The organism is Ruegeria sp. K7, from assembly GCF_056531785.1.
This window is the reverse complement of sequence record NZ_JBQFMJ010000003.1, coordinates 183,432-208,043: the sequence shown is the minus strand read 5'-3', so window position 1 is coordinate 208,043 and position 24,612 is coordinate 183,432. Positions and strand designations below refer to the sequence as shown.

The window sequence follows — 24,612 nt, the reverse complement described above, 5'->3', positions numbered from 1 at the left end:
CCTCTAGCTCCGGTCGGATATCAGCTTGCCGACCAGTTGCGCCGTATAATCCACGATCGGCACGATCCGTCCATAATTCAGACGCGTGGGCCCGATGACCCCGACCGCACCAATTATCTTACGATCAGCGTTCATATATGGAGACACCACCAAAGAGGAACCCGAAAGTGAGAAAAGTTTGTTCTCTGAGCCGATAAAAATGCGCACACCCTCGCCTTCTTCGGTCAGTTCCAGAAATTCCGCGATGTCCCGCTTGCGTTCCAGGTCATCAAACAGCGTTCGAATGCGGTCCAGTTCCTCGGTCGCGCCGGTCTCCCCCAACAGATTCGCCCGCCCCCGCACGATCAAACGGGCCGAGTCGCCCGCATCGCCGTCCCAGGCGGCCATGCCGCTTTCGACCATCCCGCGCGCCAGCACATCGATTTCCTGCTTCCGCGCATCGATCTGGGTCTGCATCTGGCGCCGCACTTCGCTCAGCGTCCGGCCCTCAATCAGCGCATTCAGGAAATTTGCAGCCTCCCGCATCGAACTGGGTGTCTGACCGGGCGGTGGTGTGAACAGCCGGTTCTCAACATGTCCGTCCGCAAAAACCAGAACCACCAGGGCCCGGTCATGAGCCAGCGATACAAACTCGATATGCTTGATCTCGGATTCGTGCTTTGGGGTCAAAACCAGTGATGCGCCATGTGTCACGTGTGACAAGGCGGAGCCGACCCGGTCCAGCATTCCCCCTACATCACCCGCGTTAGAGCCTAATGTCTCATCCAGCTTTTGCCGGTCATCCGCTCTCAGATCGCCAACCTCAAGCAGACCATCGACAAACATCCGCAGGCCCATTTGCGTGGGCACCCGACCAGCACTGATATGCGGGCTGTCGAGCAAGCCCAAAAACTCCAGATCCTGCATCACGTTGCGCACGGTCGCGGCGCTGACTTTTTCCGACAGGGTGCGAGTCAGGGTCCGGCTGCCTACGGGCTCACCACTGTCCAGATAACTCTCAACGATCAGCCGGAACACTTCGCGCGATCGGTCATTCATCTCGTTCAGAATTTTACTTGCTTCGCTCATCGGCGGTCCCCTGCTGGGTCGTCATTAAATCGCAGGCAATTGAAAGGTCAATCGGGGTTGCATCGTAAGCCAAGGGGGCGTTATCCCCAAGCCAGCAAACAAAGGATTTTCAATGCGACCCTCTGGACGTGATCTAAACGAAATGCGGCCGGTTTCAATTGAAACGGGCTTTACCAAACATGCCGAAGGTTCCTGTCTGATCAAGATGGGCGATACCCATGTGTTGTGTACCGCCACGATCGAGGATCGTGTGCCGCCCTTTATCAAAGGCTCGGGCCTTGGCTGGGTCACAGCCGAATACGGCATGCTGCCCCGTGCTACCAATACAAGAATGCGGCGCGAGGCGGCATCGGGCAAGCAAGGCGGGCGCACCGTGGAAATCCAGCGCCTGATCGGCCGCGCCCTGCGCGCCGGTGTGGATCGGGTTGCGCTGGGCGAGCGTCAGATCACCGTGGACTGTGATGTGATCCAGGCCGATGGCGGCACTCGCTGCGCTTCGATCACCGGTGGATGGGTTGCCTTGCGTTTGGCAGTCAACAAACTGATGAAAACTGGCGATGTGATCTCGGACCCCCTGGTGGACCCTGTCGCGGCTGTTTCTTGCGGTATATACGCAGGCCAGCCGGTACTGGATCTGGACTACCCCGAGGACAGCGAAGCCGGCGTCGATGGCAACTTTATCATGACCGGGTCGGGCAAACTGATTGAAGTACAGATGAGTGCCGAAGGGTCTGTCTTTAGTCGCACTCAGATGGACCAGCTTATGGATTTGGCGGAAAAGGGCGTGGCTGAATTGGCTGCAGCACAAAAGGCCGCCGCCGCATGACCCGCAAGTTCGACGGCGACAGGCTGCTGGTGGCCACGCATAACAAAGGCAAGCTCGAGGAGATGGCGCATCTTCTCGAACCCTTTGGAGTGTCCGTCGTGGGCGCCGGTGAAATGGATCTTCCCGAACCGGAAGAAACCGAGGACACGTTCGTCGGCAACGCCCGGATCAAGGCTCATGCCGCTGCCAAGGCCACCGGCCTGCCTGCCCTGTCGGACGATTCCGGAATTACCATCGACGCGCTGGACGGCGCGCCGGGCGTCTACACCGCCGATTGGGCCGAAACCGGCAACGGACGCGACTTCCTTATGGCGATGACCCGCGCGCATAACGAGCTGGAGGAAAAAAACGCGCCCTACCCCAGGATCGCGCAATTCCGCAGCACGCTGGTTCTGGCCTGGCCCGACGGACATGATGAAGTGTTCGAAGGTATCGCACCCGGCCACCTGGTCTGGCCCATCCGTGGCGAAGGCGGATTTGGGTATGACCCGATGTTTGTCCCCGACGGATACGACATTACCTTTGCCGAAATGGACCGTTGGGAAAAGAACAAGATCAGCCATCGTGGGCGCGCGGTGGAGATGTTCGTGAAAGGCTGCTTTGGCGGATGATTGGCGCAACGGGGGCTTTGGCCTTTATGTGCATTGGCCTTTTTGCCAGGCCAAATGCCCCTATTGTGACTTCAACAGCCATGTTTCTAGAAATATAGATCAAAAACAATGGCTTGAGGCGTTTCTTGCTGAGCTGACCCGCTCGGCCGCCGAAACGCCAGGCCGGGTTCTGAACACGATCTTCTTTGGCGGCGGAACACCATCTTTGATGGCGCCGGAAAGCGTTGCTGGTGTGATCGAGCAGGCGCGCAGCCTGTGGCGCCCGTCTAACAGCCTTGAAATTACACTGGAAGCCAATCCCGGTTCGGTCGAGGTCGGACGCTTTGCCGCCTATCGTGACGCCGGGGTCAATCGCATTTCGATGGGCATTCAGGCCCTGAACGATGATGATCTGCGCCGGTTGGGGCGCATTCACACAGTAGCCGAAGCGCAAGCGGCGTTCGACATTGCCCGTCATTGTTTTGACCGCGTCAGCTTCGACCTGATCTATGCCCGCCAGCACCAAACGCTGGAGGCGTGGAAATCGGAGTTGACCGAAGCACTGAATATGGCGGTGGACCACCTGTCGCTTTATCAACTCACAATCGAAGAAGGCACGGCTTTCGGTGACCGCTATGCAGTCGGCAAACTGCGCGGGCTTCCGGAAGATGACAGTGCGGCAGACATGTATCTGGCCACGCAGGAGATTTGCGAAGCTCATGGTCTGCCGGCATACGAGATTTCAAATCATGCCCGCACAGACGCGGAATCCCGACACAACCTTATATACTGGCGGTACGGAGATTACGTCGGCATTGGCCCCGGTGCACATGGGCGCCTGACGCTATCTGGGCAAAAGATGGCGACAGAAACCTATTTGTCTCCGACCAGGTGGCTGACGGCTGCTTTGAGCGGCAATGGCGAAAAGTCCCGAACCGCCCTGTCATCAAAAGATCAGGCAAATGAATACCTTTTGATGGGGATGCGCATTGCCGAGGGGCTGGACATGGACCGGTTCGCAACCCTTTCCAAAGCCCCGTTGAATCCGGACAAATTGGATGAGCTCGAGTCCTACGGGATGATCAGACGTGATCAAAACCGACTTTTTGCAACCAAAGACGGTCGCGCGGTGCTGAACGCCGTGATCCGCGAATTGTTGGAGTAGCGCATGCAGTTTCTTTGGGCCGGACTGGGGTTGCTATGCGTGGCACTGGCGGTTGTGGGGATTGTCCTGCCGTTGCTTCCAACGGTGCCGTTCTTGCTGCTTGCAGCGTTTTTCTTCGCGCGCTCCTCATCCCGGTTGCACAATTGGCTGATCACCCACAGGACCTTTGGCCCAATGATTCTGGATTGGCAAAGCTCCGGTGCCATCCGCCCGGCCGCGAAAAAGGCGGCAACTTTGTCGGTTGCCGCCGTGTTTGGATTGTCTGTTCTGCTTTCCCTACCAGCCCACGTCCTGATCATTCAGGCCCTGGTTCTGGGCGGAGTGATGGGTTTCATCTGGACCCGGCCTAACGGCTGAGCTTGGCGCACAAATCGTCCAACTGATCCAGGTTTTCATAGGTTAAGACAACCTGACCCGATTCCGTTCCGGCCTTGTGATTGATGGACACCTTCATCGCAAGGATTGCCGAAAGATCCTTTTCCAGCGCTCGGGTGTCCGCATCCTTGCCCGCATCCAGATTTCTGGCCCTGGGTGTCGTTGTTGCCGGACCGTCTTGCTTCTTTTTGACCAAAGCTTCGGTTGCTCGTACAGACAACCCATCTCGGACGACAATTTTTGCCAATTCAGACGGGTTTTCGGCCGTGATCAGCGCCCTTGCATGTCCTGCAGACAATTTCCCTTCAATAACAAGGGTTTGTACATCATTTGGCAGAGACAGAAGGCGTAGAAGGTTGGCAATGTGGCTGCGGCTTTTGCCCAAGGCTTCTGCAAGCTTTTCCTGCGTGTGACCAAAGCGATCCATCAACTGTTTATAGCCAGCGGCCTCTTCCACCGCGTTCAGATCAGCGCGCTGGATGTTTTCAATGATGGCAACTTCCAGAACCTCGGTATCGTCAAAGTCCCGAACAATGACCGGGATGTCGTGCAGCTGCGCCATCTGTGCGGCCCGCCACCGTCGCTCACCCGCAACGATCTCATACTCGCTACCATTGATCTGGCGCACGATCAGCGGCTGGATGATGCCCTTTTCTTTAACCGACGCCGCAAGTTCATCCAATTGATCGGTTGAGAAAGTCCGGCGTGGCTGGTTCGGGTTCGCACGCAGTTTTTCGATCGGAACCTTGAGATCAGGGCGGCGGGATTCAGAAAAGCCGCGCCCATCTGTTTCAGTTGCGACATCAGCCATAAGGGCCGACAATCCCCGCCCCAATCCCCGGGATTTTGTTTTTTTGACGTTCACGTCGGCCTCCTCACTGCTACTTAGGCTGCGGCTCTGTTATTTTTTTGCATGACTTCCCGGGCCAGATGACGGTAGGCCATCGCCCCCAGAGACCCCGAGTCGTACTGCAAGACCGGCAACGCATAAGACGGCGCTTCGCTGACCCGAACATTTCTGGGTATCTTGGTTTTAAATACCATCTCACCCAGATTGTCACGCGCGTCTTTTTCAACCTGGCGGGACAAGTTGTTGCGGTTGTCATACATGGTCAACACAACACCTTCGATTCTCAGGTCCGGATTTGCGGTCTGGCGAACCTCTCGAATAGTCAGCATCAACTGAGACAGCCCCTCAAGTGCGAAGAACTCGCTTTGCAGCGGAACCAGCACCGAATGGGCCGCAACCATGGCGTTGACCGTCAGCAAATTCAGGGACGGCGGGCAATCGATCAGCACATAATCCAACTCAAATTTGTCAATTGCGGTTTGACGTAGCGCATCGTGAAGCAGATAGCTGCGTTTTTCATTGGAAATAAGCTCAATGTCGGCTGAACTCAGATCGACAGTGGCAGGGACAACAAACAACCCGTCAATCTCCGTTTCCTGGATCACCGCCTCCAGCGGAGCATCGTCAAGAATCAGGTCATAGGTCGTCCAGTCGCGATCCTCGACGCCCAGACCGGTTGATGCGTTCCCTTGCGGATCAAGGTCCACAACCAGAACTTTACACCCCGCTTCGGCGAGGCCTGCCGCTAAGTTGATCGCTGTTGTGGTTTTCCCTACCCCACCCTTTTGATTGGCAACCGCAATTATCCGAGGCCCTATCGGGCGAGACAGATCAACCACGTGATACTCCTTTGACCTTAAGGATAACGGCTTGGGGTTCGGTTAAACTTCTAATTGGCTCAACACCAAAATTCCATTCCTCTCGCGCTTCTTCCAGTTCTTTTTTCCAGTTTACGCCTTTTGGGAACAGCGCTACGCCGGAATCGGCTAAATGCCTGTCGCAGAACGACAATAACTTGCTCAGATCGGCCAATGCTCTGGCGGATAGCACATCTGCCCCGGTAGGTTCCGCCAACTCGATCCGCTCAGAAACTACAGTGCAATTTGCCCCGCATTCGCGGGCTACGTTTCGCAAGAAAGCCGATTTTCGCTGATCGCTTTCCAGGAAAGTAAATCTGGTATCAGGTGCTTCATCAATGGCCATAAGTGCGCAAACCATGCCCGGGAAGCCCCCTCCGCTACCCAGATCCACCCAATGCCCAAAGCTCTTGACACAACGGAATACCTGCACGGAGTCCAGGATGTGGCGTGTCCAGATATCCGAAAGACTGTTTTTCGAAACAAGGTTGATCTTAGGGTTCCAGCGATTCACCAAATCTACGTAGGTCTCAAACCGAGCAAATGTTTCACGTGAAACATTCAGCCCGTCAAACAAGGCAAACTCTGAACTCATGCTTTCCGGGCCTTCAGGCTGCGCCTTAGTTTTGCAAGAACCAGTGCCAGAGCGGCAGGAGTAACGCCTTCGACCCGGCTGGCCTGTGCGATATTTTCGGGCCTTGCTGACGAGAGTTTTTGCTTCATCTCTGAAGAAAGCCCGTCCATCCCGAAATAGTCGAAATCTCGTGGGATTTCATAGGATTCATCCCGCTTCATAGCTTCGACATCCCTTTGCTGGCGCGCGATATAATTCGCATAAAGCGCGTCTCGCTCGACCTGCAACCGAATTTCATCTTCGACCTGTTCAAGATCCGGGAGTAGCGGGATCAAGCCCGGAAAACTGACATCTGGGAAGGCTAGGATTGCCATTCCATCCCTGCGGTTTCCGTCCTGGTTGACATTGATTCCCGCAGCTCGCACTTCCTTTGGCGTGAAGCTTTGTTCTTTCAGGCGCGACTTAACCTGATCCAATTTTTGAACTTTTTCTTCAAACTGGATTCTTCGACGTTCATCGATGCAACCCATTTTCATCCCAATGGGTGTCAACCGTTGATCTGCATTGTCAGCACGAAGGGACAGCCTGAATTCTGCCCGGGATGTAAACATTCGATAGGGTTCTGCCACACCACGCGTTGTTAGATCGTCGATCATGACACCGATATAGCTGTCGGCCCTTGTAAAGTGTACCGGATCCCGCCCTTGCGCTTCCAAGGCCGCATTCAGACCTGCGACCATACCTTGTGCCGCCGCTTCCTCATATCCTGTGGTACCGTTAATCTGACCCGCAAGATATAGACCCGGTACATCAGGCAAAGACAGTGAACTCGTCAGAACACGTGGATCCACGTAGTCATATTCGATCGCGTATCCAGGTTGTAGTATTTCAGCGGCCTGAAGTCCCTTTATGGACCGCACATAGGCCAGTTGAACATCCTGAGGCAGAGATGTCGAAATTCCATTCGGGTAGATTGTGTGGTCTTTTACACCTTCTGGTTCAAGGAAAACCTGATGGGAATCCTTGTCAGCAAACCTAACGATTTTATCTTCGATCGACGGGCAATATCTGGGCCCAACGCCATCTATGTGACCGCCATACATCGCCGAACGGGACAGATTGTTTTGAATTATCTCGTGGGTACGTTCGTTGGTATGGGTGATCCCGCATGAAATCTGTGGAGCAGCAGCCCTTTTTGTCAGAAACGAAAAGAATGTTGGATCTTCATCACCCTTTTGCTCGTCCAGTCCCGACCAATCGATGGTTCTGCCGTCCAATCGCGGTGGTGTCCCGGTTTTGAGACGTGACATCGGAAGATCAAATCCGTCCAGGCGCTCCGCCAGTTTCACCGATGGCCGGTCCCCCATCCGACCTCCGGGCTTTGACACATCTCCGATATGTATCACGCCCCGAAGAAAAGTACCTGAGGTCAGAATAACAGTTTTTGCGTGAATCTCTGATGAATCAGCCAGCTGAACTCCGGCAACTCGTGATCCATCCATCAGGAAATCGACGACTTCCCCGGTAATCACGGACAGGTTTTCCTGTCTTTTCGTTGTCGCTTGCATGGCGGACCGATACAACGCGCGGTCAGCCTGTGTTCGGGGCCCCTGCACGGCCGGACCCTTGCGGCGATTAAGCAGGCGAAATTGAATACCAGCCTGATCGGCGACCTGACCCATGACGCCCCCCAGGGCATCAATTTCCCGAACCAGATGCCCTTTGCCCAGCCCGCCGATTGCCGGATTGCAGGACATTACCCCGATATCCGTTTCAGACAAGGTGACCAATGCGGTGGTGGCACCCAACCGGGCTGCGGCATGTGCGGCTTCGGTTCCGGCGTGACCGGCACCAATTACGACGACATCAAACATTGAATGTTTCACGTGAAACACTCCCTACTTACCAAGGCAGAAGCTGGAGAATATTTCATCCAACAGGTTTTCTACATCTATTCTGCCGACCAGTGATTCAAGGGCGCGTATGGCTGAGCGTAGTTCCTCGGCTGCGATATCATACAGATCCGGGCCTGATTCAAGAACGCTTGTTGCGTAGGACAAGGATTGCAGAGCTTTGTTCAGCGATACACGGTGCCGTTCGCGCGTGGCGATACCATGGCTGGTATATCGCTGCGCCAAGACACACGATATCTGGGAGATTAGCTGATCTATCCCTTCCCCGGTTTTCCCTGATATTCCTCCTTTTGAATGTGAACGCAGGTCGGATTTAGGAAAGACATGGATATCTCCTTTGCTCATCGGAACACCCAGATCTTGCGGAGAATCAGCCAAAAATACTCGCAAATCAGCAGCTTCGGCGCGTTTTCGCGCCAGTTCGATCCCTAGGTTTTCTACGTGGTCCTTGGTTTCGCGCAACCCGGCCGTGTCCAGCAATGTGACCGGCAACCCGGCAAGATCCATGCGAACCTCGATCACATCACGGGTTGTTCCGGCAAATTCCGAGGTTATTGCAGCTTCCCGCCCGGCCAAGGCATTCAGCAAAGTGGATTTGCCCGCATTCGGCAGACCAACGATGGCCACCTCAAATCCTGTTCGGATTCGTTCGGCTATTTTTACGCCTTCCGCTTCCCGGCGTAGGTCATCCATGACACCCAATACAAGCGACCGCACCTCAGGCGTAACATCTGTCGGCACGTCTTCATCGGCAAAGTCGATAACCGCCTCCAACAAGGACGCGGCGCGGATAAGGTCACGACGCCAGCGCTCGGCCAGAACACCCAATTCACCGGCCAAAATCGTTTGCGCCTGTTTACGCTGAGCTTCGGTCTCCGCGTCTATCAGATCGGCCAGACCTTCGACTTGCGTCAAATCCATCTTGCCGTTTTCCAACGCTCTGCGCGTAAACTCTCCGGGTTCAGCCAGCCGCAGATCTTCCATATCAGACAGACAGCGCAAAACGGCGTTCACTGAAGCCGTACTGCCATGGATCTGCAGCTCAGCCACATCTTCGCCGGTAAAGCTGGCCGGTCCTTCGAAGGTCAGGACAAGGCCATCATCCAACCGCCCACCGTCCTGCGCATACAGGGATCGGAGGTGCATGCCGCGGGAAGGCAATGTACCGCGGGTCAGTTCTGCCGCGGCCTTATGCGCCTGTGGACCAGAGAGGCGGATGACCGCCACCCCTGCTTTGCCTTGCGCGCTGGCCAAGGCGAATATCGTATCCATTCGAAGGCCTCGCGTCGGTTAAGACCTGTGTCAGGTATTCATCGAGTCGAAGAACTCGCCATTTGTCTTGGTCTGCTTCAACTTCGACAACAGGAATTCGATCGCGTCGGTGGTGCCCATCGGGTTGAGGATGCGTCGCAGAACAAATGTCTTGGCCAGATCGCCCTTGTCGACCAGCAGGTCCTCTTTCCGAGTACCCGACTTGAGGATGTCGATCGCCGGGAACACGCGCTTGTCCGCGATCTTGCGATCCAGAACGATCTCCGAGTTGCCTGTACCTTTGAATTCTTCAAAGATAACCTCGTCCATCCGGCTGCCGGTATCAATCAGGGCGGTTGCGATGATGGTCAGCGAACCACCCTCTTCAATGTTCCGCGCCGCACCAAAGAATCGCTTGGGACGTTGCAGAGCATTTGCATCCACACCACCGGTCAGAACTTTACCTGAGGATGGCACTACTGTGTTAAATGCCCTACCAAGTCTTGTGATCGAGTCGAGAAGAATAACAACATCTCGTTTATGCTCGACCAAACGCTTGGCTTTTTCGATGACCATCTCGGACACGGCGACGTGGCGAGTCGCCGGTTCGTCAAAGGTCGAGGATACAACCTCGCCCTTCACCGAGCGCTGCATGTCGGTCACCTCTTCCGGGCGTTCGTCGATCAGCAGGACGATCAGATAACATTCAGGATGGTTCTGTTCGATCGAATGCGCGATGTTCTGCAGGATCACCGTCTTACCGGTCCGTGGCGGCGCCACGATCAGCGAACGCTGACCCTTACCGATGGGGGACACCAGGTCGATGACACGCGCCGATTTGTCCTTGATGGTGGGATCTTCGATTTCCATCTTCAGACGCTCATCCGGATACAGCGGCGTCAGGTTGTCGAACAGGATTTTGTGCTTGGCCTTCTCAGGATCTTCGAAGTTGATCTTGGTGACCTTGGTCAGCGCAAAATAACGTTCGTTCTCATCTGGTGCCTTGATCTCGCCTTCAACCGTGTCCCCGGTCCGCAGCGAGTGCAGGCGGATCATGTCAGGCGAGACATAGATATCGTCCGGACCCGGCAGGTAGTTCGCCTCGGGCGAGCGCAGGAAGCCAAAACCGTCCTGCAACACTTCAAGCACACCATCACCGCCAACGGTCCAGCCATCATCCGCGCGTTCGCGCAGAATCTGGAACATCATCTCGCCTTTCCGCATGGTCGAGGCGTTTTCAATCTCCAGTTCTTCGGCCATCGCCAGAAGATCTTTGGGGCTTTTGGCTTTCAGGTCAGCCAGATTCAGGGCTTCAGTTGTCATGATATATACCTTCACCGCTGGCATCGCGGCACGAAGTGGAATTTCAGTACGGAAGATACGCCGCCCGGACGGGCGTGTTGATCCCTACATAAGCGCGACGGCTGGCGGAGTCAAACAGGCCTTCAGAACTTCAGAATGACCGCCAGAACGATGGCAACCATCAAAACGGTCGGTACCTCGTTCATCATGCGATACTGGCGCCCTGTGAGCTTGTTTCGGCCTTCAAGAAAGTCCTTTCGACGTGCCATCAGCCAGTGATGGAACCAGGTCATACCGATCACCGCTGCGCCTTTGACCCAGGGCCAGGACCAATCCCAGCCGACGATACCCGGAGTAAACACCATGATCAGGCCACAGGCCCAGGCTACGATCATTGCCGGGCGCATGATGACCCGTAACAGCTTTTCTTCCATTTCAAAGAAAATCTGTTCAGCCCCGTCGACGGATTGCGCCTTTTCCACGTGATAGACGAACAGTCTGGGCAAATAGAACAAACCTGCCATCCAAGAGATCACGGCCATGATATGTAAAGACTTCACCCACGGGTAAATCGTGAAAAGAAGATCGGTCATTCTGGCTCCGGGCGTTGCTCGGAACTCTCCCTAATAAAAAAATAAGAAAAGAGAAAGGATGATGGTTTTGTAGGGCGAATAGAATCCGTGGATTACTTTTTTACCCTTCACTTTTCCCCAGGTGGATAGAGTTGACCGCGATGCCGATGATCTTGTTAGTGTAATAATTTATCAATTAAATTCATATGGTTAGTATACTATTCCGCGATCTTCACTGTGGATAACTCGATGACCAACTGGGGACATCGTGGTTTTCCCGATTTCCAAAGTTATTCTTGTCCTGCTTTGACAGTTTTCGGGCGACTCGGGGAAGATCCGCGCCGAAATCGCAGGGTTGCGTGTCAACCTGAAAACCATACAAAACGTCCCAGATCACTCAACGCTTTGCCCACGGGGTTTTCCACATGCCTGTCCCCATCATACTCGCTTCGGGCTCGGCCATCCGAGCACAACTTCTGGAGAACGCAGGTGTCCCGTTTTCCGTTCAGGTCGCGCGTGTAGATGAAGACAGCATGAAACGCGCGCTGCTGGCGGAAGAGGCATCACCGCGCGATATTGCTGATGCGCTGGCCGAAATGAAGGCGCGAAAAATCAGCGACAAGAATCCGGGGGCCATGGTTCTGGGATGCGATCAGGTTCTGGACTTCGAAGGCCGTTTGTTGTCCAAGCCGGAGACGCCTGAAGACGCACTGGCCCAGTTGAAGGCGATGCGGGGGAAACGGCACATGTTGCTGTCGGCTGCCGTCATTTATCAAAACGGGGAACCGATCTGGCGACATGTGGGGCAGGTCCGTCTGCGGATGCGGGCCAGTTCTGATGCCTATCTGAAGGATTATGTGGCGCGCAATTGGGACAGCATCCGATACGCCGTAGGTGCCTATAAGCTGGAAGAAGAAGGCGCGCGGCTGTTCGCCACCATTGACGGCGACTATTTTAACGTCTTGGGTATGCCCTTGTTGGAGTTGCTCAATTATCTGGCTGTAAAAGGGGTGATCGATCAATGACGGAACATCGTATTCCTCTGGCCGGGGTGATCGGGCACCCGGTGGCGCATTCCCGGTCGCCCAAGCTGCACGGTCATTGGCTACAGACCTATGGTCTGGCCGGGCATTATGTTCCCATGGATGTCACGCCCGCGGATCTGGAAACTGTTTTGCGGAGTTTGCCGAAAGCCGGGTTTGTGGGTGCGAATGTAACGGTTCCGCATAAAGAAGCCGCACTGCGTCTGGCCGATCATGTGTCTGACCGGGCTTCGGTCATCGGGGCAGCGAATACGCTTGTGTTTCGCGACGATGGCTCGATCCATGCCGATAACACAGACGGGTATGGCTTTATGGAGAACCTGCGCGCAGGCGCGTCCGACTGGAACCCGCAGGACGGGCCGGCCGTTGTCTTTGGTGCCGGTGGTGCAGCACGCGCCATTCTGTCCGCCCTGGCGGATGCTGGCGTCCCCGAGATTCTGCTGACCAACCGAACCCGCACTCGTGCCGATCATCTGAAAGAAGAGTTCGGCCAGCGCATTACCGTGATTGACTGGGTGCAGGCTGGAAATGTCATTGAAGAGGCCGAGCTAGTGGTGAACACAACCTCGCTGGGAATGCAGGGTCAGCCCGAACTGCGCGTGCCGCTGGATGGCTTGCAGCCCGGCACCGTGGTGAATGATCTGGTCTACGCCCCGCTGCGCACCCGATTGCTGCAACAGGCTGAAGAAGCCGGATGCACAACGGTGGACGGTCTGGGCATGCTGTTGCATCAGGCGGTTCCGGGGTTTGAGCGCTGGTTCGGAGTGCGCCCCGAGGTCACCGCAGAAACCCGCGCGGCGGCCCTGGCATGAGTTTTGCCCTTGGCCTGACCGGCTCGATCGGCATGGGCAAAAGCACGACGGCGCAGATGTTCGTGGCCGAAGGCTGCGGGCTGTGGGACGCGGACGCGGCAGTCCACCAGCTTTATTCCGCAGGTGGGGCGGCAGTTGCGCCGATGGCTGCTGTGTTTCCCGAGGCTGTCCTTGACGGCGCTGTCAGCCGGGATGCGTTGAAACGGATCATCACCTCTGATCCCTCCGTTCTGAAAACCATAGAGAGCATAGTGCACCCGCTGGTTGCTGCGGATCGAGCCAGGTTCCGGGAAACCGCGACCGAGGATATTCTGGTGTTCGACATTCCGCTTCTGTTCGAAACGGGCGGAAACGTCGCGATGGATGCCGTTGCCTGTGTCTCGATACCGGCCGAGGAACAAAAACGCCGCGTGATGGCCCGCGGAACAATTTCCGAAGCGCAATTCGAGCAAATTCGCGCCAAGCAGATGCCGAATGAAGAAAAATGTGCGCGGTCGGATTTCGTGATTGTCACCGATACGCTGGACCATGCGCGCGCGCAGGTGCAGGATGTGGTCAGGCAGATCAGGGCAGGACTGGCAAATGCGTGAGATCGTTCTCGACACCGAAACCACGGGCTTTGATCCCGAAAGCGGCGACCGGATCGTGGAAATTGGCGCGGTCGAGCTGTGGAATCACGTCGCGACGGGCGAAACCTATCATGTCTACATCAACCCCCAGCGCTCGATGCCGGAAGAGGCATTTGGTGTGCACGGGATCGGTCCGGATTTGCTGGATCCGCCCCGCCCGCCAGAAAAAGGCCAGGTGACGCTGAAGGACAAACCTGTATTCGCCAAAGTTGGTCAGGGTTTCCGCGATTTTGTGGGCGATGCGCGACTGGTGATCCACAACGCATCCTTCGATATGAAATTCCTGAACGCCGAACTGGGCTGGATGGGCCTGGCCCCGATTCCGATGGATCAGGCGCTGGATACGCTGGCCATTGCACGAAAGCGGTTTCCGGGCTCGCCTGCTTCGCTGGATGCGCTGTGCCGCAGGTTCGGCATCGACAACTCGAACCGTGTTCTGCACGGCGCTCTGCTCGACTCGGAAATTCTGGCTGAGGTGTATCTGGAACTGATCGGCGGGCGGCAACCCGATTTCGGCCTGTCGGCGTCTAACGCAAATACCTCCGGCGGCAGCGAGGATTGGCGTCCGACGCCACGCGCAACACCGCTTGCGCCGCGGATCACCGAAGATGAACGCGCCGCACATCAGGAATTTGTGGAAAAACTGGGCGAAAACGCCCTTTGGACCCGCGCCTGAACCAGTGTCCGGCGCGGGTCAGATTGATCAGGCTTCGGCCTTCTGAGCTTCGGCCTGGCGGCGCATCAACTCGTTACGGTAGAGGCCGACAAAGTCGATTGTGTCCAGGTTGACCGGCGGGAAACCACCGTCGCGGGTGATGTCGCTGACAACGCGGCGCAGGAACGGGAACAACATCCGCGGACATTCGATCATCAGGAACGGGTGCAATTGATCCTCGGGCACACCTTCCACGTGGAACAGTCCGCAATAGTCGATTTCGCACAGGAACAGGATGTCTTCCATGCCCTTGGCTTTCGAGGTGAGGTTCAGCTTGATCGAAACCTCGAACTGGTGGTCTGCCGGGCGCTTTTTCGCGTCCAGATTGACCTGTACGGCAATCTCGGGCTGCACATCGCCGGATACACCCTTTTGCGCCATCACGTTTTCAAAGGACATATCGCGGATGAATTGCCCCAGAACCCGCATCTGAACCTGCGGGGCGGTTTGTGACGCAGCGTTGTCTGCGGCTTTTTCTTCGGCCATGGATCTACTCCAAAATTGAATTTCGCCACTGCTTATCAAGTTGGGCGCGGCACCTCAATGCTCGTGCGGACCATCCACCCATTTCGACGGTTTTGTTGGTTCCTTACGGGGGTGAACCTCGGTAAATTCGCCATCGATCACGTCATCCTGACCAAAGGGATCATTGCCCTGGTGAAATTGTACACCGGTGCCCATCTGAAAATGCGTCACCGTTACTTTGGATTTCAGATACCGGAACACGGCAACCCTTACGCCGGGGATAAGCAGCGCAAAGCCCACGGCATCGGTAAAAAAGCCGGGCGTCAGCAACAATACGCCTGACAGAATGATCATGGCGCCATGGGCCAGGGGCTCGGTCGGGTCATCGAGATTGTTGAATGTTCTCTGTAATTCACCCAGCGCCATGCGGCCTTGCGTCCGCACCAAAGCGGTGCCCAGAAAGGCTGTCAGGACAACGATTGCAAGTGTCGGCCAAAGTCCGATCAGACCGCCAACCTGAATGAACAGGGCAATCTCGATGATCGGCACCAACAGAAATGCCAGAAACAGATACATTTTCGTCATCCTTTCGCGTGTGCAGGGCAGTGGACTTGCCCTAAACTGTCACCTACATAGTGACATGAGGCCGCGTATACAAAGTCGCGGTTCTGAAAAGAGGATGAAATGAACGAACCCATGATCCAGCTGCTGGTCCTGGCCGGAATTGCCGTTTTCCTGATCCTGCGCCTGAAAAGCGTTCTGGGTACGCGTGAAGGTTTCGAAAAACCTCCTCTGCAGCAGCCCGGTTCCAACAAGGCACGCCGCGATTTTGAAGTGATCGACGGCGGCCCGGATCATGACATCACCGACCACGTTCCCGAAGACAGCGAGCAGGCCCAGACACTGGCGGCGATGAAACGGATCGAGCCCGGATTTTCCGTCACCGAATTCGTGCAGGGCGCGCGCGGCGCTTACGAGATGATCGTTATGGGGTTCGAAAAGGGTAACCTGGACGAAATCCAACCTTTCCTGTCGGAAGAGGTCTTTGACACTTTCGTTTCCGTTGTGGCCGACCGCGAAGACCGGGGCCTGACCATCGAAGCCGAATTCATCGGTGTGCGTGAAACCGCGCTGGCCGATGCCCATTTCGACAAGGACACCAATCAGGCCGAGATCACCATGAAGTTTGTGGGTGAACTGACTTCGGTCGTGCGGGATCGTGGCGGGGACATCATCGAAGGTAGCCCCAACACCGTCAAACGCCAGAAGGACAGCTGGACCTTTGCCCGCGTCATGGGCTCGGATGATCCGAACTGGCTGCTTGTCGCCACGGACGCATGATTGCCACGCTCCGGTCGCTCTTACTGGTGGGCGCGATGACCGCCGCCAGCGCCGCCGGAGCCGAGGCGACGCGATCCATCCTGTCATTCGACGATCTGGATGGCTGGGTCGCCGACGATCACGGGGCGGCCCTTTCGGTTTTTCTGAACACCTGCAACGATCTGAATGACCCGGACTGGCGGGCGCTGTGCGGTGTGGCCCAGACTTATTCCCCTGACGCAGCCCGGGCCTTCTTTGAACTGTTCTTTCGCCCGGTTCTTGTCGAAGACGGCAAGGAGGCTTTGTTCACCGGATATTTCGAGCCGGAACTGGACGGGTCCAGAACCCGATCGGACCGATTCAGATATCCGCTGTACAAAATTCCGCCCGAGGCACGCGCTGCCGACAAATGGCTGAGCCGCCGCGAAATCCTGACTGGCGAGGCCATGGCGGGGCGCGGGCTTGAGATTGCGTGGGTCGACGATCCGGTTGAACTGTTCTTTCTTCAGATTCAGGGATCGGGGCGAATTCGTCTGCCCGATGGCAGCGCCTTGCGCGTCGGATATGGCGGCGCGAACGGCCACCCCTATCGGTCGATCGGGGTCGAACTGATCAGGCGCGGTGTTCTTGGCGCACACGAGGTCAGCGCCCAGATGATCCGGGCCTGGGTACGCAAGAACCCCGAGGCTGGTGCGGAACTGCTGTTTCACAACCCGTCCTATGTGTTCTTCCGCGAAGTCACACGGGTCGCTCCTGACCGGGGTCCGCTGGGTGCCATGAACCGATCGGTCACGACCATGCGCAGTATTGCGACGGACCCAGCCTATACGCCGTTGGGGGCACCAGTCTGGTTGGAAAAGGATGGGGCAAATCCGCTGCGCCGCCTGATGATCGCGCAGGACACTGGTGCGGCCATCAAGGGCGCGCAGCGCGCCGATATCTTTTTCGGAACCGGCGACACCGCCGGTCAGGCTGCAGGGAGGCTGAAGGATCCGGGCCGCATGGTTGTGTTGCTGCCAATTCAGCGCGCTTATGCCATGTCGCCGGATGAGTTCTGATGTCCCGCCGAAAGCTGACTGCAGAAGAGGTGGAATTGTGGCGAAAGGTCGCGAAACGGGCCGAGCGTTTGCACCCCGAGATTCCGCAGACGATCCACCCGACCGTTTTGCCGAAACCCAAGCCGAACCGGCAGCCAAAACCGCGATTTGACGAGTTTGAACTGGGGCAGAAAGCAACAACAAAGCCGGCGCAACATGCCCTGAAACCCGCAATTGGAGACAGTCTACGTGCAAGTCCTGTGCAGATGGACACCAAGGCCTTTGCGCGAATGAAGCGCGGCAAGCTGAAGCCGGAAGGCAAGCTGGACCTGCACGGAATGCGCGTAGACACGGCACATCCGGCTCTGGTGCGGTTTGTTCTGACCGCGCAGGCATCAGGCAAGCGTCTAGTTCTGGTTGTCACCGGCAAAGGGAAAGACAGGGATGAGCCCGGACCGATCCCGACGCCGCGGGGTGTCCTGCGCAATCAGGTTCCGCAATGGCTGTCTTTGCCGCCACTGGCGCAGGCCGTCCTTCAGATAACACCCGCCCATATCAGCCACGGGGGCGACGGAGCCTATTACGTGTATCTGCGCCGAACGCGTTAAAGTGTGCGTGCGGCTTGTGTGATACCGATCCAAGTTACCCCGCAGACCAGAATGAAAAACCCTCCGATCCAGAGAAACTGGGTCGCAAGCGGAATGCCGGTATCAATCAGAATGCCCGTCAGTCCGGGGCCGATGGCCGACCCAAGCACCATGATCGCTGTTGCCAGTGCCTTGATCGCACCGATGTGGCGCGTTCCGTAAAACTCGGCCCAGAATGCGCTGGGCAGCGTGCTGTTGGCCCCGACGGTCAGCGCCAGAAGGACCAGACCGGTCAGGGCGCCTCCAATCGAACCGGTGAAGGACAGAACAAGAAACCCCAGCGCTATGGGCAACTGGTAAAACGGCATTATGCGCGTCGTACCCCATTTGTCCAACGCCCAGCCCGCCGCAAACATAGACAGCACGCCGACTGCGGTGAAGACCGGGAACAGGGCCACCAGTTCGATATGAAGCCAGCCTTTGACCTCGGCCAGATGAACCTGATGAAAAAAGAAGGCCGTGATGAAGGCGGACGGACCCAACAATGCAGGTGCCATGAACCAGAACAGCGGATGCAAAAGCGCGTCCCGGCGGGTCCAGTGGCGGCCCTGCATGCCGGTGGCGGTATATTCACTGGCCAGACTTTGAGGTGTTCGTTCCTGGCGTAGCAGTCGGATCAGGATCGGTATTCCGAACGCAGAGACGGCAGCGCAAACCAACCACAGTGTTCGCCAGTTGAAATGGGCCATTGCGGCGACAAAGATCAGGGGCAAAAGCGCTTCGCCGATGGAAAACCCGACCGAGGCGATGGCAAGCGCCCTGCCCCGCGTTGCGGTAAACCATCGCGCCATGGCGACCAGCGCCAGATGGGTGCTCATCCCCTGTCCAAACAGGCGGAGAAGGAAAACGACCAATGGCAGCAGAACAACCAACTCGTTCAGCGCCATCGCCGCTGTCGCAACCGCCAGCCCCGTCAGAACCGCCGGGCCCAGCGCCCGCACGCGAAAAATATCGGTTAGCCCTCCGGCCCAGACCATCACTACCGCAGACATCAGGGTACCCAGCGAATAGAGGCTTCCCCATGCACCGTGACTCAGGCCGAATTCGGACCGGATCTGGCCCGAGAAGATCGAGATAAAGAAGGTCTGTCCGAAACTCGACAGAAAGGTCAGCAGCGCCCCCGCGCTCAGCCAGCTTGCGTTCTGGACAAGATACCGACGCAGGCCGCCCGGGTTCACGGAGTCGTAACCTCGGCCTGCCCTGTTTCTGTCAGGACTATTTCGGTTGCACCGTCCGGGTTCCGCTGGCTTGGCGGGACAAGGATGTCGATAGCCGGCCTATCTTCCGGCCCGAACGTGTTGTTGACACGTCTGAGCGAGCTGAGGATCGCCAGCAACGCCGGAGAGGTCGCGGCCACGAAATGCGATGATTCCGCATCGCTGTTGAATGCGGTGGTGTCGATCACGCTGATCGGAAATTCTTCAAGACTGTCGATCGAGCTGATGTTGCCCAACCGCTCACCCTCATCCGTTCCGCGCAAACGGGCCGAGATGTTCAGAATCCTGTCCTTTTGCGAAACCATGACGAGAAACGGATCTGGCGGGGACTTGATCCGCTCCATCTGCGAGCGGAACAGATCCACGTCCAGATCCGGTGAAATCAGAACCACGCCTTCCAGGTTCCTTTTGGCCCAGCCGGGTTCCTGCAACTCGGCCTGGCGCATCATCTCCATTGTCAGGGCGCTGCCCATGGAATGCGCGACCAGAATGACCCGCTTGACCCCCATTGATTTCAAAGAGCGAATGGTCTGTTCCAGCCCGTCACGGGCGAACAGCATGCTGTCCAGATCGTAGGCATAGCCAAAGCCTGTCGCACGGCTGGGCCATGAATAGACCAGAGTGTTTCCGGGCAGGCCGATATCGTGGGACAGTTGTGCGGCCCGAAACAAGGTCTCGGTCTGGGTCGAGTTGTATCCGTGCACAAAAATTGTGACGTCTTCTTTGCCGCGCAAATGGGTTTTCAGGTCCTGCGGCCCATCCAGTTCGCTGACGTTCGCCAACACGAACTCTTTCTTCGGATTTGGGTTGGCGTAGGAGAACTTCAGGGTTCCCGGAGTGTGATTTGGCGGAATCGAAACCGTGGTTTCCAGATAGCGCAAGGATTCACCGCGACGGAACCCGTATGATCCGTTCGCCTCTTTGGCGCGGGTCGTGGTTGCCAGGATCGTTTTGGGCGTACCGACAACCGCAGCCGAAGGCACGATTTCAGACACCGTCCTGTCGACACAGGCGCTGAGTGAAAGACAGGCAAGCAGCAGGATCAGATGGCGCAACACGGACAATCCCCGGATCAGGTTTGCGCCAAGCTATCGAATTCTCGCCCCACGTCCAGCGGCGCGGGGTAGAAGAAAGGCAAAATCCGGCTGAGCGTGTTACAAAACGTAACGGCTGAGATCGGTGGATTTGGTCAGTTCACCCAGATTGCTGCTGACAAATTCCGCGTCGACCGTGATTTCCGTTCCGGCTTTGTCGGGGGCGGCGAAAGACAATTCTTCGAACACGCGTTCCATCACGGTGTAGAGCCGCCGCGCACCGATGTTTTCGACGCTCTGGTTCACGTCCGCTGCAATGCGGGCAAGCGCCGCGATGCCATCTTCGCTGAACTGGACAGTAACATCCTCGGTCCCCATCAGCGCGGTATACTGAAGGGTCAGGGCGTTGTCTGTTTCCGTCAGGATGCGCACAAAGTCTTCTTCCGTCAGGGCGCGCAGTTCGACCCTGATCGGCAGACGCCCCTGAAGTTCCGGCAACAGGTCCGAGGGCTTGGCGATGTGGAACGCCCCGGAGGCGATAAACAGGATGTGGTCTGTTTTGACAGGGCCATGCTTGGTGGACACGGTTGTGCCTTCGATCAAGGGCAAGAGGTCCCGCTGAACCCCCTCCCGGCTGACATCAGCGCCGCGTGCGTCAGAGCGGGCGCAAACCTTGTCGATCTCATCCAGAAACACGATGCCGTTCTGTTCGACGGATTCCAGCGCCACGCGGTTGACGGTTTCATCATCCAGCAGCTTGTCGGCCTCTTCCCCGATCAGAGCGTCATAGCTTTCTGCGACAGTCATCTTGCGTTTGACCGTGCGCCCGCCAAAGGCCTTGCCGAAGATATCTCCCAGGTTCATCATCCCCATCTGGCTGCCGGGTTGGCCGGGAATGTCGAACATCGGCATCGGGCTCGAGGTGTCCGAGAGTTCCAGCTCGATCACCGTATCGTCCAGCTCACCGGATTTCAGTTTTTTGCGAAACATCTCGCGCGTGCCTTCGCGGGCGTCTTCCCCGGCTATGGCGGCGATGACCCGGTCTTCGGCAGCCTGATGGGCGCGCGCCTTGACGTCTTCGCGCATGAACTCGCGGGTCTGCAGGATGGCGGCGTCCGCCAGATCCCGCACGATCTGTTCTACGTCGCGCCCGACATAGCCAACCTCGGTGAACTTGGTGGCTTCGACCTTGATGAAAGGCGCGCGGGCCAGTTTGGCCAGACGACGGCTGATCTCGGTCTTGCCGACGCCGGTGGGGCCGATCATCAGGATGTTCTTCGGATAGACCTCGTCCCGGATGTCGTCAGGCAACTGCTTGCGCCGCCAGCGGTTTCGCAGCGCGACGGCAACCGCGCGTTTGGCATCCTTCTGGCCAATGATGAAGCGGTCCAGTTCCGAGACAATCTCGCGCGGGGTCAGGTCGGTCATATGCACTCAATCCGTTTGTTTCGAAGCGGAACCTAATCATAAGGCGCGAAAACACAAGCCGATCACGAAAACATCACGCCAACACACGGCGCGCACACAGAAATTCGTCCCGAAGTGATTGGAGTATGCGGCGAGGCCTGCGGCATAACGGACAACATCGGGCAAACCAGTCCGTGTCTACCAATGGAGAAAACTCATCATGATGACTCGTCGCTCGCTCTTTGTGAAAGCCGCTGCAGCCGGCGCGGCACTGACATTGACCAGTGCCAATGCCGCCGTTGCTGGCGGTGCCAAGAAGAAAGGCACGTTCGAGGGCCGTTCGAAGCACATCACCTCGGGTTCGGTGAAGCTGGTCAAGAATGGAGACCGCTACATTGTCGAACTGGGCGACGATTTCTCACTGGATGGCGGGCCCGACCCGCGTGTCGCTTTCGGCAAGGACGGATCATATGATCCTGACAGCAAGCTGGGTGCGCTGCTGAACCTGACCGGCAAACAATCCTATGCCGTTCCGCCGACCATGGACGTTTCCGGCTACAACGAAGTTTACATCTGGTGCGAGGTCGCGGGCGTGCCGTTGGGCGTGGCGTCGCTGAACTGATCCACACGCGATCAGGACTGCCGGGGGCCGGGTAAAACCCGGCCTTTTGCATGGTGTTAGGTGTCAGAACACCTGTCTGCTACACTCACCCCATTTGAAGAAACGGGGCGGGTTGCATGACGAAGATTGCCAAAATCACTTTGTTGTTTATTGTATTTGTAGATCTGATCGGACAGGGACTGGTCTTTCCCATCATCAACTCACTGATCATGGAGACGAAGTCCGGGTTTCTGCCGGAAAATACGCCGGTCGGTCGGCGGCATTTCTACTATGGCCTAGTGATTGGTTGCTTTTTCCTGTCCTGGTTTCTGGGCGTTGTCTACGTGTCCAAAGTCTCGGATTCGATCGGGCGCAAGAACGCTTTGCTGGTTTGTCTGAGCGGAGCGCTTGCGGGGTACGCCATCACCATCGCGGCGCTTTACCTCAACAGTTTGCTGCTGCTGATTGCCGGCCGGTCAATCACCGGCTTTACCGCCGGAAACCAACCCATTGCACAGGCGGCAATGATTGATGGCAGTACGGATGCGGCGGATCGGGACCGAAACATGGGCTATATCGTGACCGGCGTCAGCTTTGGTCTGGTGGGCGGCCCGATCATTGGTGCGGTCCTGTCGGATGCTGCTCTGTTGGGTGGTGCGGCCACACTCAAAACGCCGTTCTATGGAGCCTTCGTTCTGGTGTTGATCGCGATTTTCCTGGTGCTGTTCTATTTCAAGGACACAAGAACCGAACGCACGGCCTTTGTCTTCCGTCCCCGTGACGTCACCGACAGCCTGATCGCAGTCCGTGGGCATCCCATGGTGTTGAAGATCCTGCCTGTCTATTCGTTCTTCATGATCGCCAACGTCACGTTTTATGTGTTCGTGGATAATTTCCTGACCAGCGCTTTCGGCTACGGCGTGATTGGCGGCAGTATGGCGATGGTGGTTATCGGCTTTGCACTGGCGTTCTCAAGCACGTTCCTTGTGAAACCAGCACAGGAGAGATTCAGCAAACACAGCATTATCTACACATCGCTTGTGGTCATGATCATCTGCGGCATTGCCTTTGCGTTCAGCCCAAGCGGTGTATTCAGCTATGTGCCAGTGTTCTTCTTCTACTTCCTGTTCGGCGTGGCCTATCCGACCATGCTGGGCCTATTCTCTTCATCGGTCAGCGAAACGGATCAGGGCTGGGTCATGGGCGTGACCACCGCAGTATTCTGCCTGGCCGGAGGGATCATGTCGCTGGTCGGCGGCGGCTTGATGAGCATCGACATCCGCGTGCCCTATTACATCGTGGTCATTGCTGCGATACTGGGCCTGATCGGAATGCACCGCCGCTGGAAGGGGAAAGAGATCTCAGCCCTGTTAGCCTGAGATCGTTTCAACAGTCAGCTTGCCGTTGGTGTACACACAAATGTCCGCCGCAATCGCCATGGATTGCCGGGCGATGTCTTCCGCCGACTTGTCGCTGTCCATCATCGCGCGCGCAGCGGCCAGAGCGAAATTTCCGCCTGATCCAATGGCTGCCACGTTGTGTTCAGGCTCAAGCACATCCCCTGCCCCGGTGATCACGAACAGATCCTTGCCGTCGGTGACAATCAGCATCGCCTCGAGCTTTTGCAGATATTTGTCTGTCCGCCAGTCCTTGGCAAGCTCGACCGAGGCGCGCGCCAGCTGGCCCGGCGTCGCCTCAAGCTTGGTCTCCAGCCGCTCGAGCAGGGTAAAGGCATCTGCGGTGGAACCGGCAAAGCCTGCAACAATCTCGAACCCGCCGGGCGACAGACGGCGCACCTTGCGGGCCGTTCCCTTGATCACGGTCTGCCCCAGGCTGACCTGCCCGTCACCGGCAATGACAACCTTTCCGCCCTTTTTGACGCCGATGATCGTTGTGCCGTGCCATCCGGGAAAGTCGCTGTCCGCCATGAAAGTCTCCGTTGTTGTCCGGGCTCATATATGGGCTGCGCTGATGTTATGCGCAACCGCTTCCCGAAGTGCCTAATTGATATGCACAAAATGCATTGCGGGTTTACCAGACCAGCATTTGTGAGTCCGTGCCGGGCATACTAGATGAGGATCACAACCGACAACGGGTCGGCTGTTTCTGTTAGAAGGAATGCGCAAATGGCAACCACCGCAAACATCCATGCGCCGCTCGGAGCAGCTACCATCCTGCACGTAGTGGACGCATTCACCGGAGCTTTCGAAGCTGCCGCACAGTGGAATGAATCCCGCAAGACCCGCAAGGCGCTGTCAGTTCTGTCCGACGCCCAGTTGGATGATATCGGCCTGACCCGCGCCGACATCAAAAACCTCTGATTTCAAGGCAAGTCAGACCAT

General features: G+C 56.9%; 28 protein-coding genes. 14 read left to right on the top strand and 14 right to left on the bottom strand.

The window, feature by feature from the left end; all coding sequences use genetic code 11:
* Positions 1 to 3: 3 nt before the first annotated feature.
* A complete protein-coding gene (gene hrcA / locus ACR0FE_RS08010) occupies positions 4 to 1,068 on the bottom strand; it encodes a heat-inducible transcriptional repressor HrcA (protein WP_170612741.1) in 1,065 nt (354 codons plus the stop codon).
* A gap of 112 nt (positions 1,069 to 1,180) precedes the next feature.
* Here hrcA and rph point away from each other — a divergent pair, with 112 nt between their 5' ends.
* From rph to ACR0FE_RS07990, 4 genes are read left to right on the top strand one after another with little or no spacing between them, the layout of a single operon-like run.
* A complete protein-coding gene (rph, locus tag ACR0FE_RS08005; RefSeq protein ID WP_170612743.1) occupies positions 1,181 to 1,894 on the top strand; it encodes a ribonuclease PH in 714 nt (237 codons plus the stop codon).
* Positions 1,891 to 2,505 (top strand): RdgB/HAM1 family non-canonical purine NTP pyrophosphatase, encoded by a 615-nt coding sequence (rdgB, locus tag ACR0FE_RS08000; RefSeq protein WP_480912240.1) that lies wholly within the window; start codon positions 1,891 to 1,893, stop codon positions 2,503 to 2,505. The genes rph and rdgB overlap by 4 nt, the downstream gene beginning before the upstream one ends.
* Positions 2,495 to 3,649 carry a radical SAM family heme chaperone HemW gene (hemW, locus tag ACR0FE_RS07995; RefSeq protein ID WP_480912237.1) on the top strand — a complete coding sequence of 385 codons (1,155 nt, stop codon included), beginning with the start codon at positions 2,495 to 2,497 and terminating at the stop codon, positions 3,647 to 3,649. Before rdgB ends, hemW begins: the two co-directional genes overlap by 11 nt.
* Before the next feature lie 3 nt (positions 3,650 to 3,652).
* Complete coding sequence (locus ACR0FE_RS07990) at positions 3,653 to 4,006, top strand: YbaN family protein (protein ID WP_170612749.1); 354 nt, start codon at positions 3,653 to 3,655, stop codon at positions 4,004 to 4,006.
* On the opposite strand, the gene ACR0FE_RS07985 is transcribed toward ACR0FE_RS07990, so the two are convergent.
* The 7 genes from ACR0FE_RS07985 to ACR0FE_RS07955 form a co-directional block, all read right to left on the bottom strand.
* Complete coding sequence (locus ACR0FE_RS07985) at positions 3,996 to 4,889, bottom strand: ParB/RepB/Spo0J family partition protein (RefSeq protein ID WP_480912234.1); 894 nt, start codon at positions 4,887 to 4,889, stop codon at positions 3,996 to 3,998. The genes ACR0FE_RS07990 and ACR0FE_RS07985 overlap by 11 nt on opposite strands.
* A 20-nt stretch (positions 4,890 to 4,909) precedes the next feature.
* Positions 4,910 to 5,713 carry an AAA family ATPase gene (locus ACR0FE_RS07980; RefSeq protein WP_321249902.1) on the bottom strand — a complete coding sequence of 268 codons (804 nt, stop codon included), beginning with the start codon at positions 5,711 to 5,713 and terminating at the stop codon, positions 4,910 to 4,912.
* A complete protein-coding gene (gene rsmG / locus ACR0FE_RS07975) occupies positions 5,706 to 6,326 on the bottom strand; it encodes a 16S rRNA (guanine(527)-N(7))-methyltransferase RsmG (protein ID WP_480912231.1) in 621 nt (206 codons plus the stop codon). The genes ACR0FE_RS07980 and rsmG overlap by 8 nt, the downstream gene beginning before the upstream one ends.
* Positions 6,323 to 8,191: a tRNA uridine-5-carboxymethylaminomethyl(34) synthesis enzyme MnmG gene (gene mnmG, locus ACR0FE_RS07970; RefSeq protein WP_480912230.1), complete on the bottom strand. Its 1,869-nt coding sequence runs from the start codon at positions 8,189 to 8,191 to the stop codon at positions 6,323 to 6,325. The genes rsmG and mnmG overlap by 4 nt, the downstream gene beginning before the upstream one ends.
* A 12-nt stretch (positions 8,192 to 8,203) precedes the next feature.
* Positions 8,204 to 9,490 carry a tRNA uridine-5-carboxymethylaminomethyl(34) synthesis GTPase MnmE gene (mnmE, locus tag ACR0FE_RS07965; RefSeq protein WP_480912228.1) on the bottom strand — a complete coding sequence of 429 codons (1,287 nt, stop codon included), beginning with the start codon at positions 9,488 to 9,490 and terminating at the stop codon, positions 8,204 to 8,206.
* 30 nt (positions 9,491 to 9,520) lie between these two features.
* Complete coding sequence (rho, locus tag ACR0FE_RS07960; protein ID WP_170619061.1) at positions 9,521 to 10,792, bottom strand: transcription termination factor Rho; 1,272 nt, start codon at positions 10,790 to 10,792, stop codon at positions 9,521 to 9,523.
* Between the two features lie 122 nt (positions 10,793 to 10,914).
* Positions 10,915 to 11,364 carry a CopD family protein gene (locus ACR0FE_RS07955; protein WP_170612763.1) on the bottom strand — a complete coding sequence of 150 codons (450 nt, stop codon included), beginning with the start codon at positions 11,362 to 11,364 and terminating at the stop codon, positions 10,915 to 10,917.
* A 404-nt stretch (positions 11,365 to 11,768) separates the two neighbouring features.
* On the opposite strand from ACR0FE_RS07955, the gene ACR0FE_RS07950 reads away from it, so the two are divergent.
* Genes ACR0FE_RS07950 through dnaQ form a run of 4 tightly spaced genes read left to right on the top strand, consistent with a single transcriptional unit; the run spans position 11,769 to position 14,503 of the window.
* On the top strand, positions 11,769 to 12,368 hold the full coding sequence (locus ACR0FE_RS07950) for a nucleoside triphosphate pyrophosphatase (RefSeq protein ID WP_170612765.1): 600 nt from the start codon (positions 11,769 to 11,771) through the stop codon (positions 12,366 to 12,368).
* Complete coding sequence (locus ACR0FE_RS07945; RefSeq protein ID WP_170612767.1) at positions 12,365 to 13,198, top strand: shikimate dehydrogenase; 834 nt, start codon at positions 12,365 to 12,367, stop codon at positions 13,196 to 13,198. The genes ACR0FE_RS07950 and ACR0FE_RS07945 overlap by 4 nt, the downstream gene beginning before the upstream one ends.
* Positions 13,195 to 13,788 (top strand): dephospho-CoA kinase, encoded by a 594-nt coding sequence (gene coaE / locus ACR0FE_RS07940; protein WP_170612769.1) that lies wholly within the window; start codon positions 13,195 to 13,197, stop codon positions 13,786 to 13,788. Before ACR0FE_RS07945 ends, coaE begins: the two co-directional genes overlap by 4 nt.
* On the top strand, positions 13,781 to 14,503 hold the full coding sequence (dnaQ, locus tag ACR0FE_RS07935; RefSeq protein ID WP_480912224.1) for a DNA polymerase III subunit epsilon: 723 nt from the start codon (positions 13,781 to 13,783) through the stop codon (positions 14,501 to 14,503). Before coaE ends, dnaQ begins: the two co-directional genes overlap by 8 nt.
* A gap of 27 nt (positions 14,504 to 14,530) precedes the next feature.
* On the opposite strand, the gene secB is transcribed toward dnaQ, so the two are convergent.
* Together secB and ACR0FE_RS07925 are read right to left on the bottom strand one after the other, a co-directional pair.
* Positions 14,531 to 15,028, bottom strand: coding sequence for a protein-export chaperone SecB (gene secB, locus ACR0FE_RS07930; protein WP_170612773.1), 498 nt, complete (start codon positions 15,026 to 15,028; stop codon positions 14,531 to 14,533).
* A 54-nt stretch (positions 15,029 to 15,082) separates the two neighbouring features.
* Positions 15,083 to 15,583: an FxsA family protein gene (locus ACR0FE_RS07925; RefSeq protein WP_480912221.1), complete on the bottom strand. Its 501-nt coding sequence runs from the start codon at positions 15,581 to 15,583 to the stop codon at positions 15,083 to 15,085.
* A 108-nt stretch (positions 15,584 to 15,691) separates the two neighbouring features.
* Here ACR0FE_RS07925 and ACR0FE_RS07920 point away from each other — a divergent pair, with 108 nt between their 5' ends.
* From ACR0FE_RS07920 to ACR0FE_RS07910, 3 genes are read left to right on the top strand one after another with little or no spacing between them, the layout of a single operon-like run.
* Complete coding sequence (locus tag ACR0FE_RS07920; RefSeq protein WP_170612777.1) at positions 15,692 to 16,348, top strand: Tim44/TimA family putative adaptor protein; 657 nt, start codon at positions 15,692 to 15,694, stop codon at positions 16,346 to 16,348.
* Positions 16,345 to 17,385 (top strand): murein transglycosylase A, encoded by a 1,041-nt coding sequence (gene mltA, locus ACR0FE_RS07915; protein WP_480912218.1) that lies wholly within the window; start codon positions 16,345 to 16,347, stop codon positions 17,383 to 17,385. The genes ACR0FE_RS07920 and mltA overlap by 4 nt, the downstream gene beginning before the upstream one ends.
* Positions 17,385 to 17,972, top strand: a complete 588-nt coding sequence (locus ACR0FE_RS07910; protein WP_170612781.1) for a Smr/MutS family protein — start codon at positions 17,385 to 17,387, stop codon at positions 17,970 to 17,972. Before mltA ends, ACR0FE_RS07910 begins: the two co-directional genes overlap by 1 nt.
* Here the strand turns inward: ACR0FE_RS07910 and ACR0FE_RS07905 are convergent.
* The 3 genes from ACR0FE_RS07905 to hslU form a co-directional block, all read right to left on the bottom strand.
* Entirely contained in the window at positions 17,969 to 19,189 is a 1,221-nt protein-coding gene (locus ACR0FE_RS07905; RefSeq protein WP_480912215.1) for an MFS transporter, read from the bottom strand. The genes ACR0FE_RS07910 and ACR0FE_RS07905 overlap by 4 nt on opposite strands.
* Complete coding sequence (locus ACR0FE_RS07900) at positions 19,186 to 20,286, bottom strand: alpha/beta hydrolase (RefSeq protein WP_480813440.1); 1,101 nt, start codon at positions 20,284 to 20,286, stop codon at positions 19,186 to 19,188. Before ACR0FE_RS07900 ends, ACR0FE_RS07905 begins: the two co-directional genes overlap by 4 nt.
* Positions 20,287 to 20,382: 96 nt before the next feature.
* The gene (hslU, locus tag ACR0FE_RS07895; protein WP_170807110.1) at positions 20,383 to 21,690 is read right to left on the bottom strand and encodes an ATP-dependent protease ATPase subunit HslU; all 1,308 of its coding nucleotides are present in this window, start codon (positions 21,688 to 21,690) and stop codon (positions 20,383 to 20,385) included.
* A 199-nt stretch (positions 21,691 to 21,889) separates the two neighbouring features.
* Between hslU and ACR0FE_RS07890 the strand changes: the two genes are divergently transcribed.
* On the top strand, positions 21,890 to 22,291 hold the full coding sequence (locus tag ACR0FE_RS07890) for a DM13 domain-containing protein (protein ID WP_321249889.1): 402 nt from the start codon (positions 21,890 to 21,892) through the stop codon (positions 22,289 to 22,291).
* 116 nt (positions 22,292 to 22,407) lie between these two features.
* Positions 22,408 to 23,649, top strand: a complete 1,242-nt coding sequence (locus tag ACR0FE_RS07885) for an MFS transporter (RefSeq protein WP_480912212.1) — start codon at positions 22,408 to 22,410, stop codon at positions 23,647 to 23,649.
* Here the strand turns inward: ACR0FE_RS07885 and hslV are convergent.
* On the bottom strand, positions 23,641 to 24,198 hold the full coding sequence (gene hslV, locus ACR0FE_RS07880) for an ATP-dependent protease subunit HslV (RefSeq protein WP_170612791.1): 558 nt from the start codon (positions 24,196 to 24,198) through the stop codon (positions 23,641 to 23,643). The two genes, ACR0FE_RS07885 and hslV, sit on opposite strands and share 9 nt — an antisense overlap.
* Positions 24,199 to 24,396: 198 nt before the next feature.
* Here hslV and ACR0FE_RS07875 point away from each other — a divergent pair, with 198 nt between their 5' ends.
* Positions 24,397 to 24,591, top strand: coding sequence for a DUF1127 domain-containing protein (locus ACR0FE_RS07875; protein ID WP_170612793.1), 195 nt, complete (start codon positions 24,397 to 24,399; stop codon positions 24,589 to 24,591).
* The last annotated feature ends 21 nt before the right edge of the window (positions 24,592 to 24,612 follow it).

What these genes read in the sequence shown, in the direction of transcription:
- rph (WP_170612743.1), top strand. Translation starts at nt 1,181, where the DNA reads ATGCGACCCTCTGGACGTGATCTAAACGAAATGCGGCCGGTTTCAATT.
- ACR0FE_RS07950 (WP_170612765.1), top strand. Translation starts at nt 11,769, where the DNA reads ATGCCTGTCCCCATCATACTCGCTTCGGGCTCGGCCATCCGAGCACAA.
- mltA (WP_480912218.1), top strand. Translation starts at nt 16,345, where the DNA reads ATGATTGCCACGCTCCGGTCGCTCTTACTGGTGGGCGCGATGACCGCC.
- mnmE (WP_480912228.1), bottom strand. Translation starts at nt 9,490, where the DNA reads ATGGATACGATATTCGCCTTGGCCAGCGCGCAAGGCAAAGCAGGGGTG.
- ACR0FE_RS07910 (WP_170612781.1), top strand. Translation starts at nt 17,385, where the DNA reads ATGTCCCGCCGAAAGCTGACTGCAGAAGAGGTGGAATTGTGGCGAAAG.
- ACR0FE_RS07990 (WP_170612749.1), top strand. Translation starts at nt 3,653, where the DNA reads ATGCAGTTTCTTTGGGCCGGACTGGGGTTGCTATGCGTGGCACTGGCG.
- rho (WP_170619061.1), bottom strand. Translation starts at nt 10,792, where the DNA reads ATGACAACTGAAGCCCTGAATCTGGCTGACCTGAAAGCCAAAAGCCCC.
- ACR0FE_RS07920 (WP_170612777.1), top strand. Translation starts at nt 15,692, where the DNA reads ATGAACGAACCCATGATCCAGCTGCTGGTCCTGGCCGGAATTGCCGTT.
- ACR0FE_RS07925 (WP_480912221.1), bottom strand. Translation starts at nt 15,583, where the DNA reads ATGTATCTGTTTCTGGCATTTCTGTTGGTGCCGATCATCGAGATTGCC.
- ACR0FE_RS07890 (WP_321249889.1), top strand. Translation starts at nt 21,890, where the DNA reads ATGATGACTCGTCGCTCGCTCTTTGTGAAAGCCGCTGCAGCCGGCGCG.
- dnaQ (WP_480912224.1), top strand. Translation starts at nt 13,781, where the DNA reads ATGCGTGAGATCGTTCTCGACACCGAAACCACGGGCTTTGATCCCGAA.
- ACR0FE_RS07885 (WP_480912212.1), top strand. Translation starts at nt 22,408, where the DNA reads ATGACGAAGATTGCCAAAATCACTTTGTTGTTTATTGTATTTGTAGAT.
- hslV (WP_170612791.1), bottom strand. Translation starts at nt 24,198, where the DNA reads ATGGCGGACAGCGACTTTCCCGGATGGCACGGCACAACGATCATCGGC.
- ACR0FE_RS07875 (WP_170612793.1), top strand. Translation starts at nt 24,397, where the DNA reads ATGGCAACCACCGCAAACATCCATGCGCCGCTCGGAGCAGCTACCATC.
- ACR0FE_RS07955 (WP_170612763.1), bottom strand. Translation starts at nt 11,364, where the DNA reads ATGACCGATCTTCTTTTCACGATTTACCCGTGGGTGAAGTCTTTACAT.
- rsmG (WP_480912231.1), bottom strand. Translation starts at nt 6,326, where the DNA reads ATGAGTTCAGAGTTTGCCTTGTTTGACGGGCTGAATGTTTCACGTGAA.
- hslU (WP_170807110.1), bottom strand. Translation starts at nt 21,690, where the DNA reads ATGACCGACCTGACCCCGCGCGAGATTGTCTCGGAACTGGACCGCTTC.
- hrcA (WP_170612741.1), bottom strand. Translation starts at nt 1,068, where the DNA reads ATGAGCGAAGCAAGTAAAATTCTGAACGAGATGAATGACCGATCGCGC.
- ACR0FE_RS07945 (WP_170612767.1), top strand. Translation starts at nt 12,365, where the DNA reads ATGACGGAACATCGTATTCCTCTGGCCGGGGTGATCGGGCACCCGGTG.
- secB (WP_170612773.1), bottom strand. Translation starts at nt 15,028, where the DNA reads ATGGCCGAAGAAAAAGCCGCAGACAACGCTGCGTCACAAACCGCCCCG.
- coaE (WP_170612769.1), top strand. Translation starts at nt 13,195, where the DNA reads ATGAGTTTTGCCCTTGGCCTGACCGGCTCGATCGGCATGGGCAAAAGC.
- rdgB (WP_480912240.1), top strand. Translation starts at nt 1,891, where the DNA reads ATGACCCGCAAGTTCGACGGCGACAGGCTGCTGGTGGCCACGCATAAC.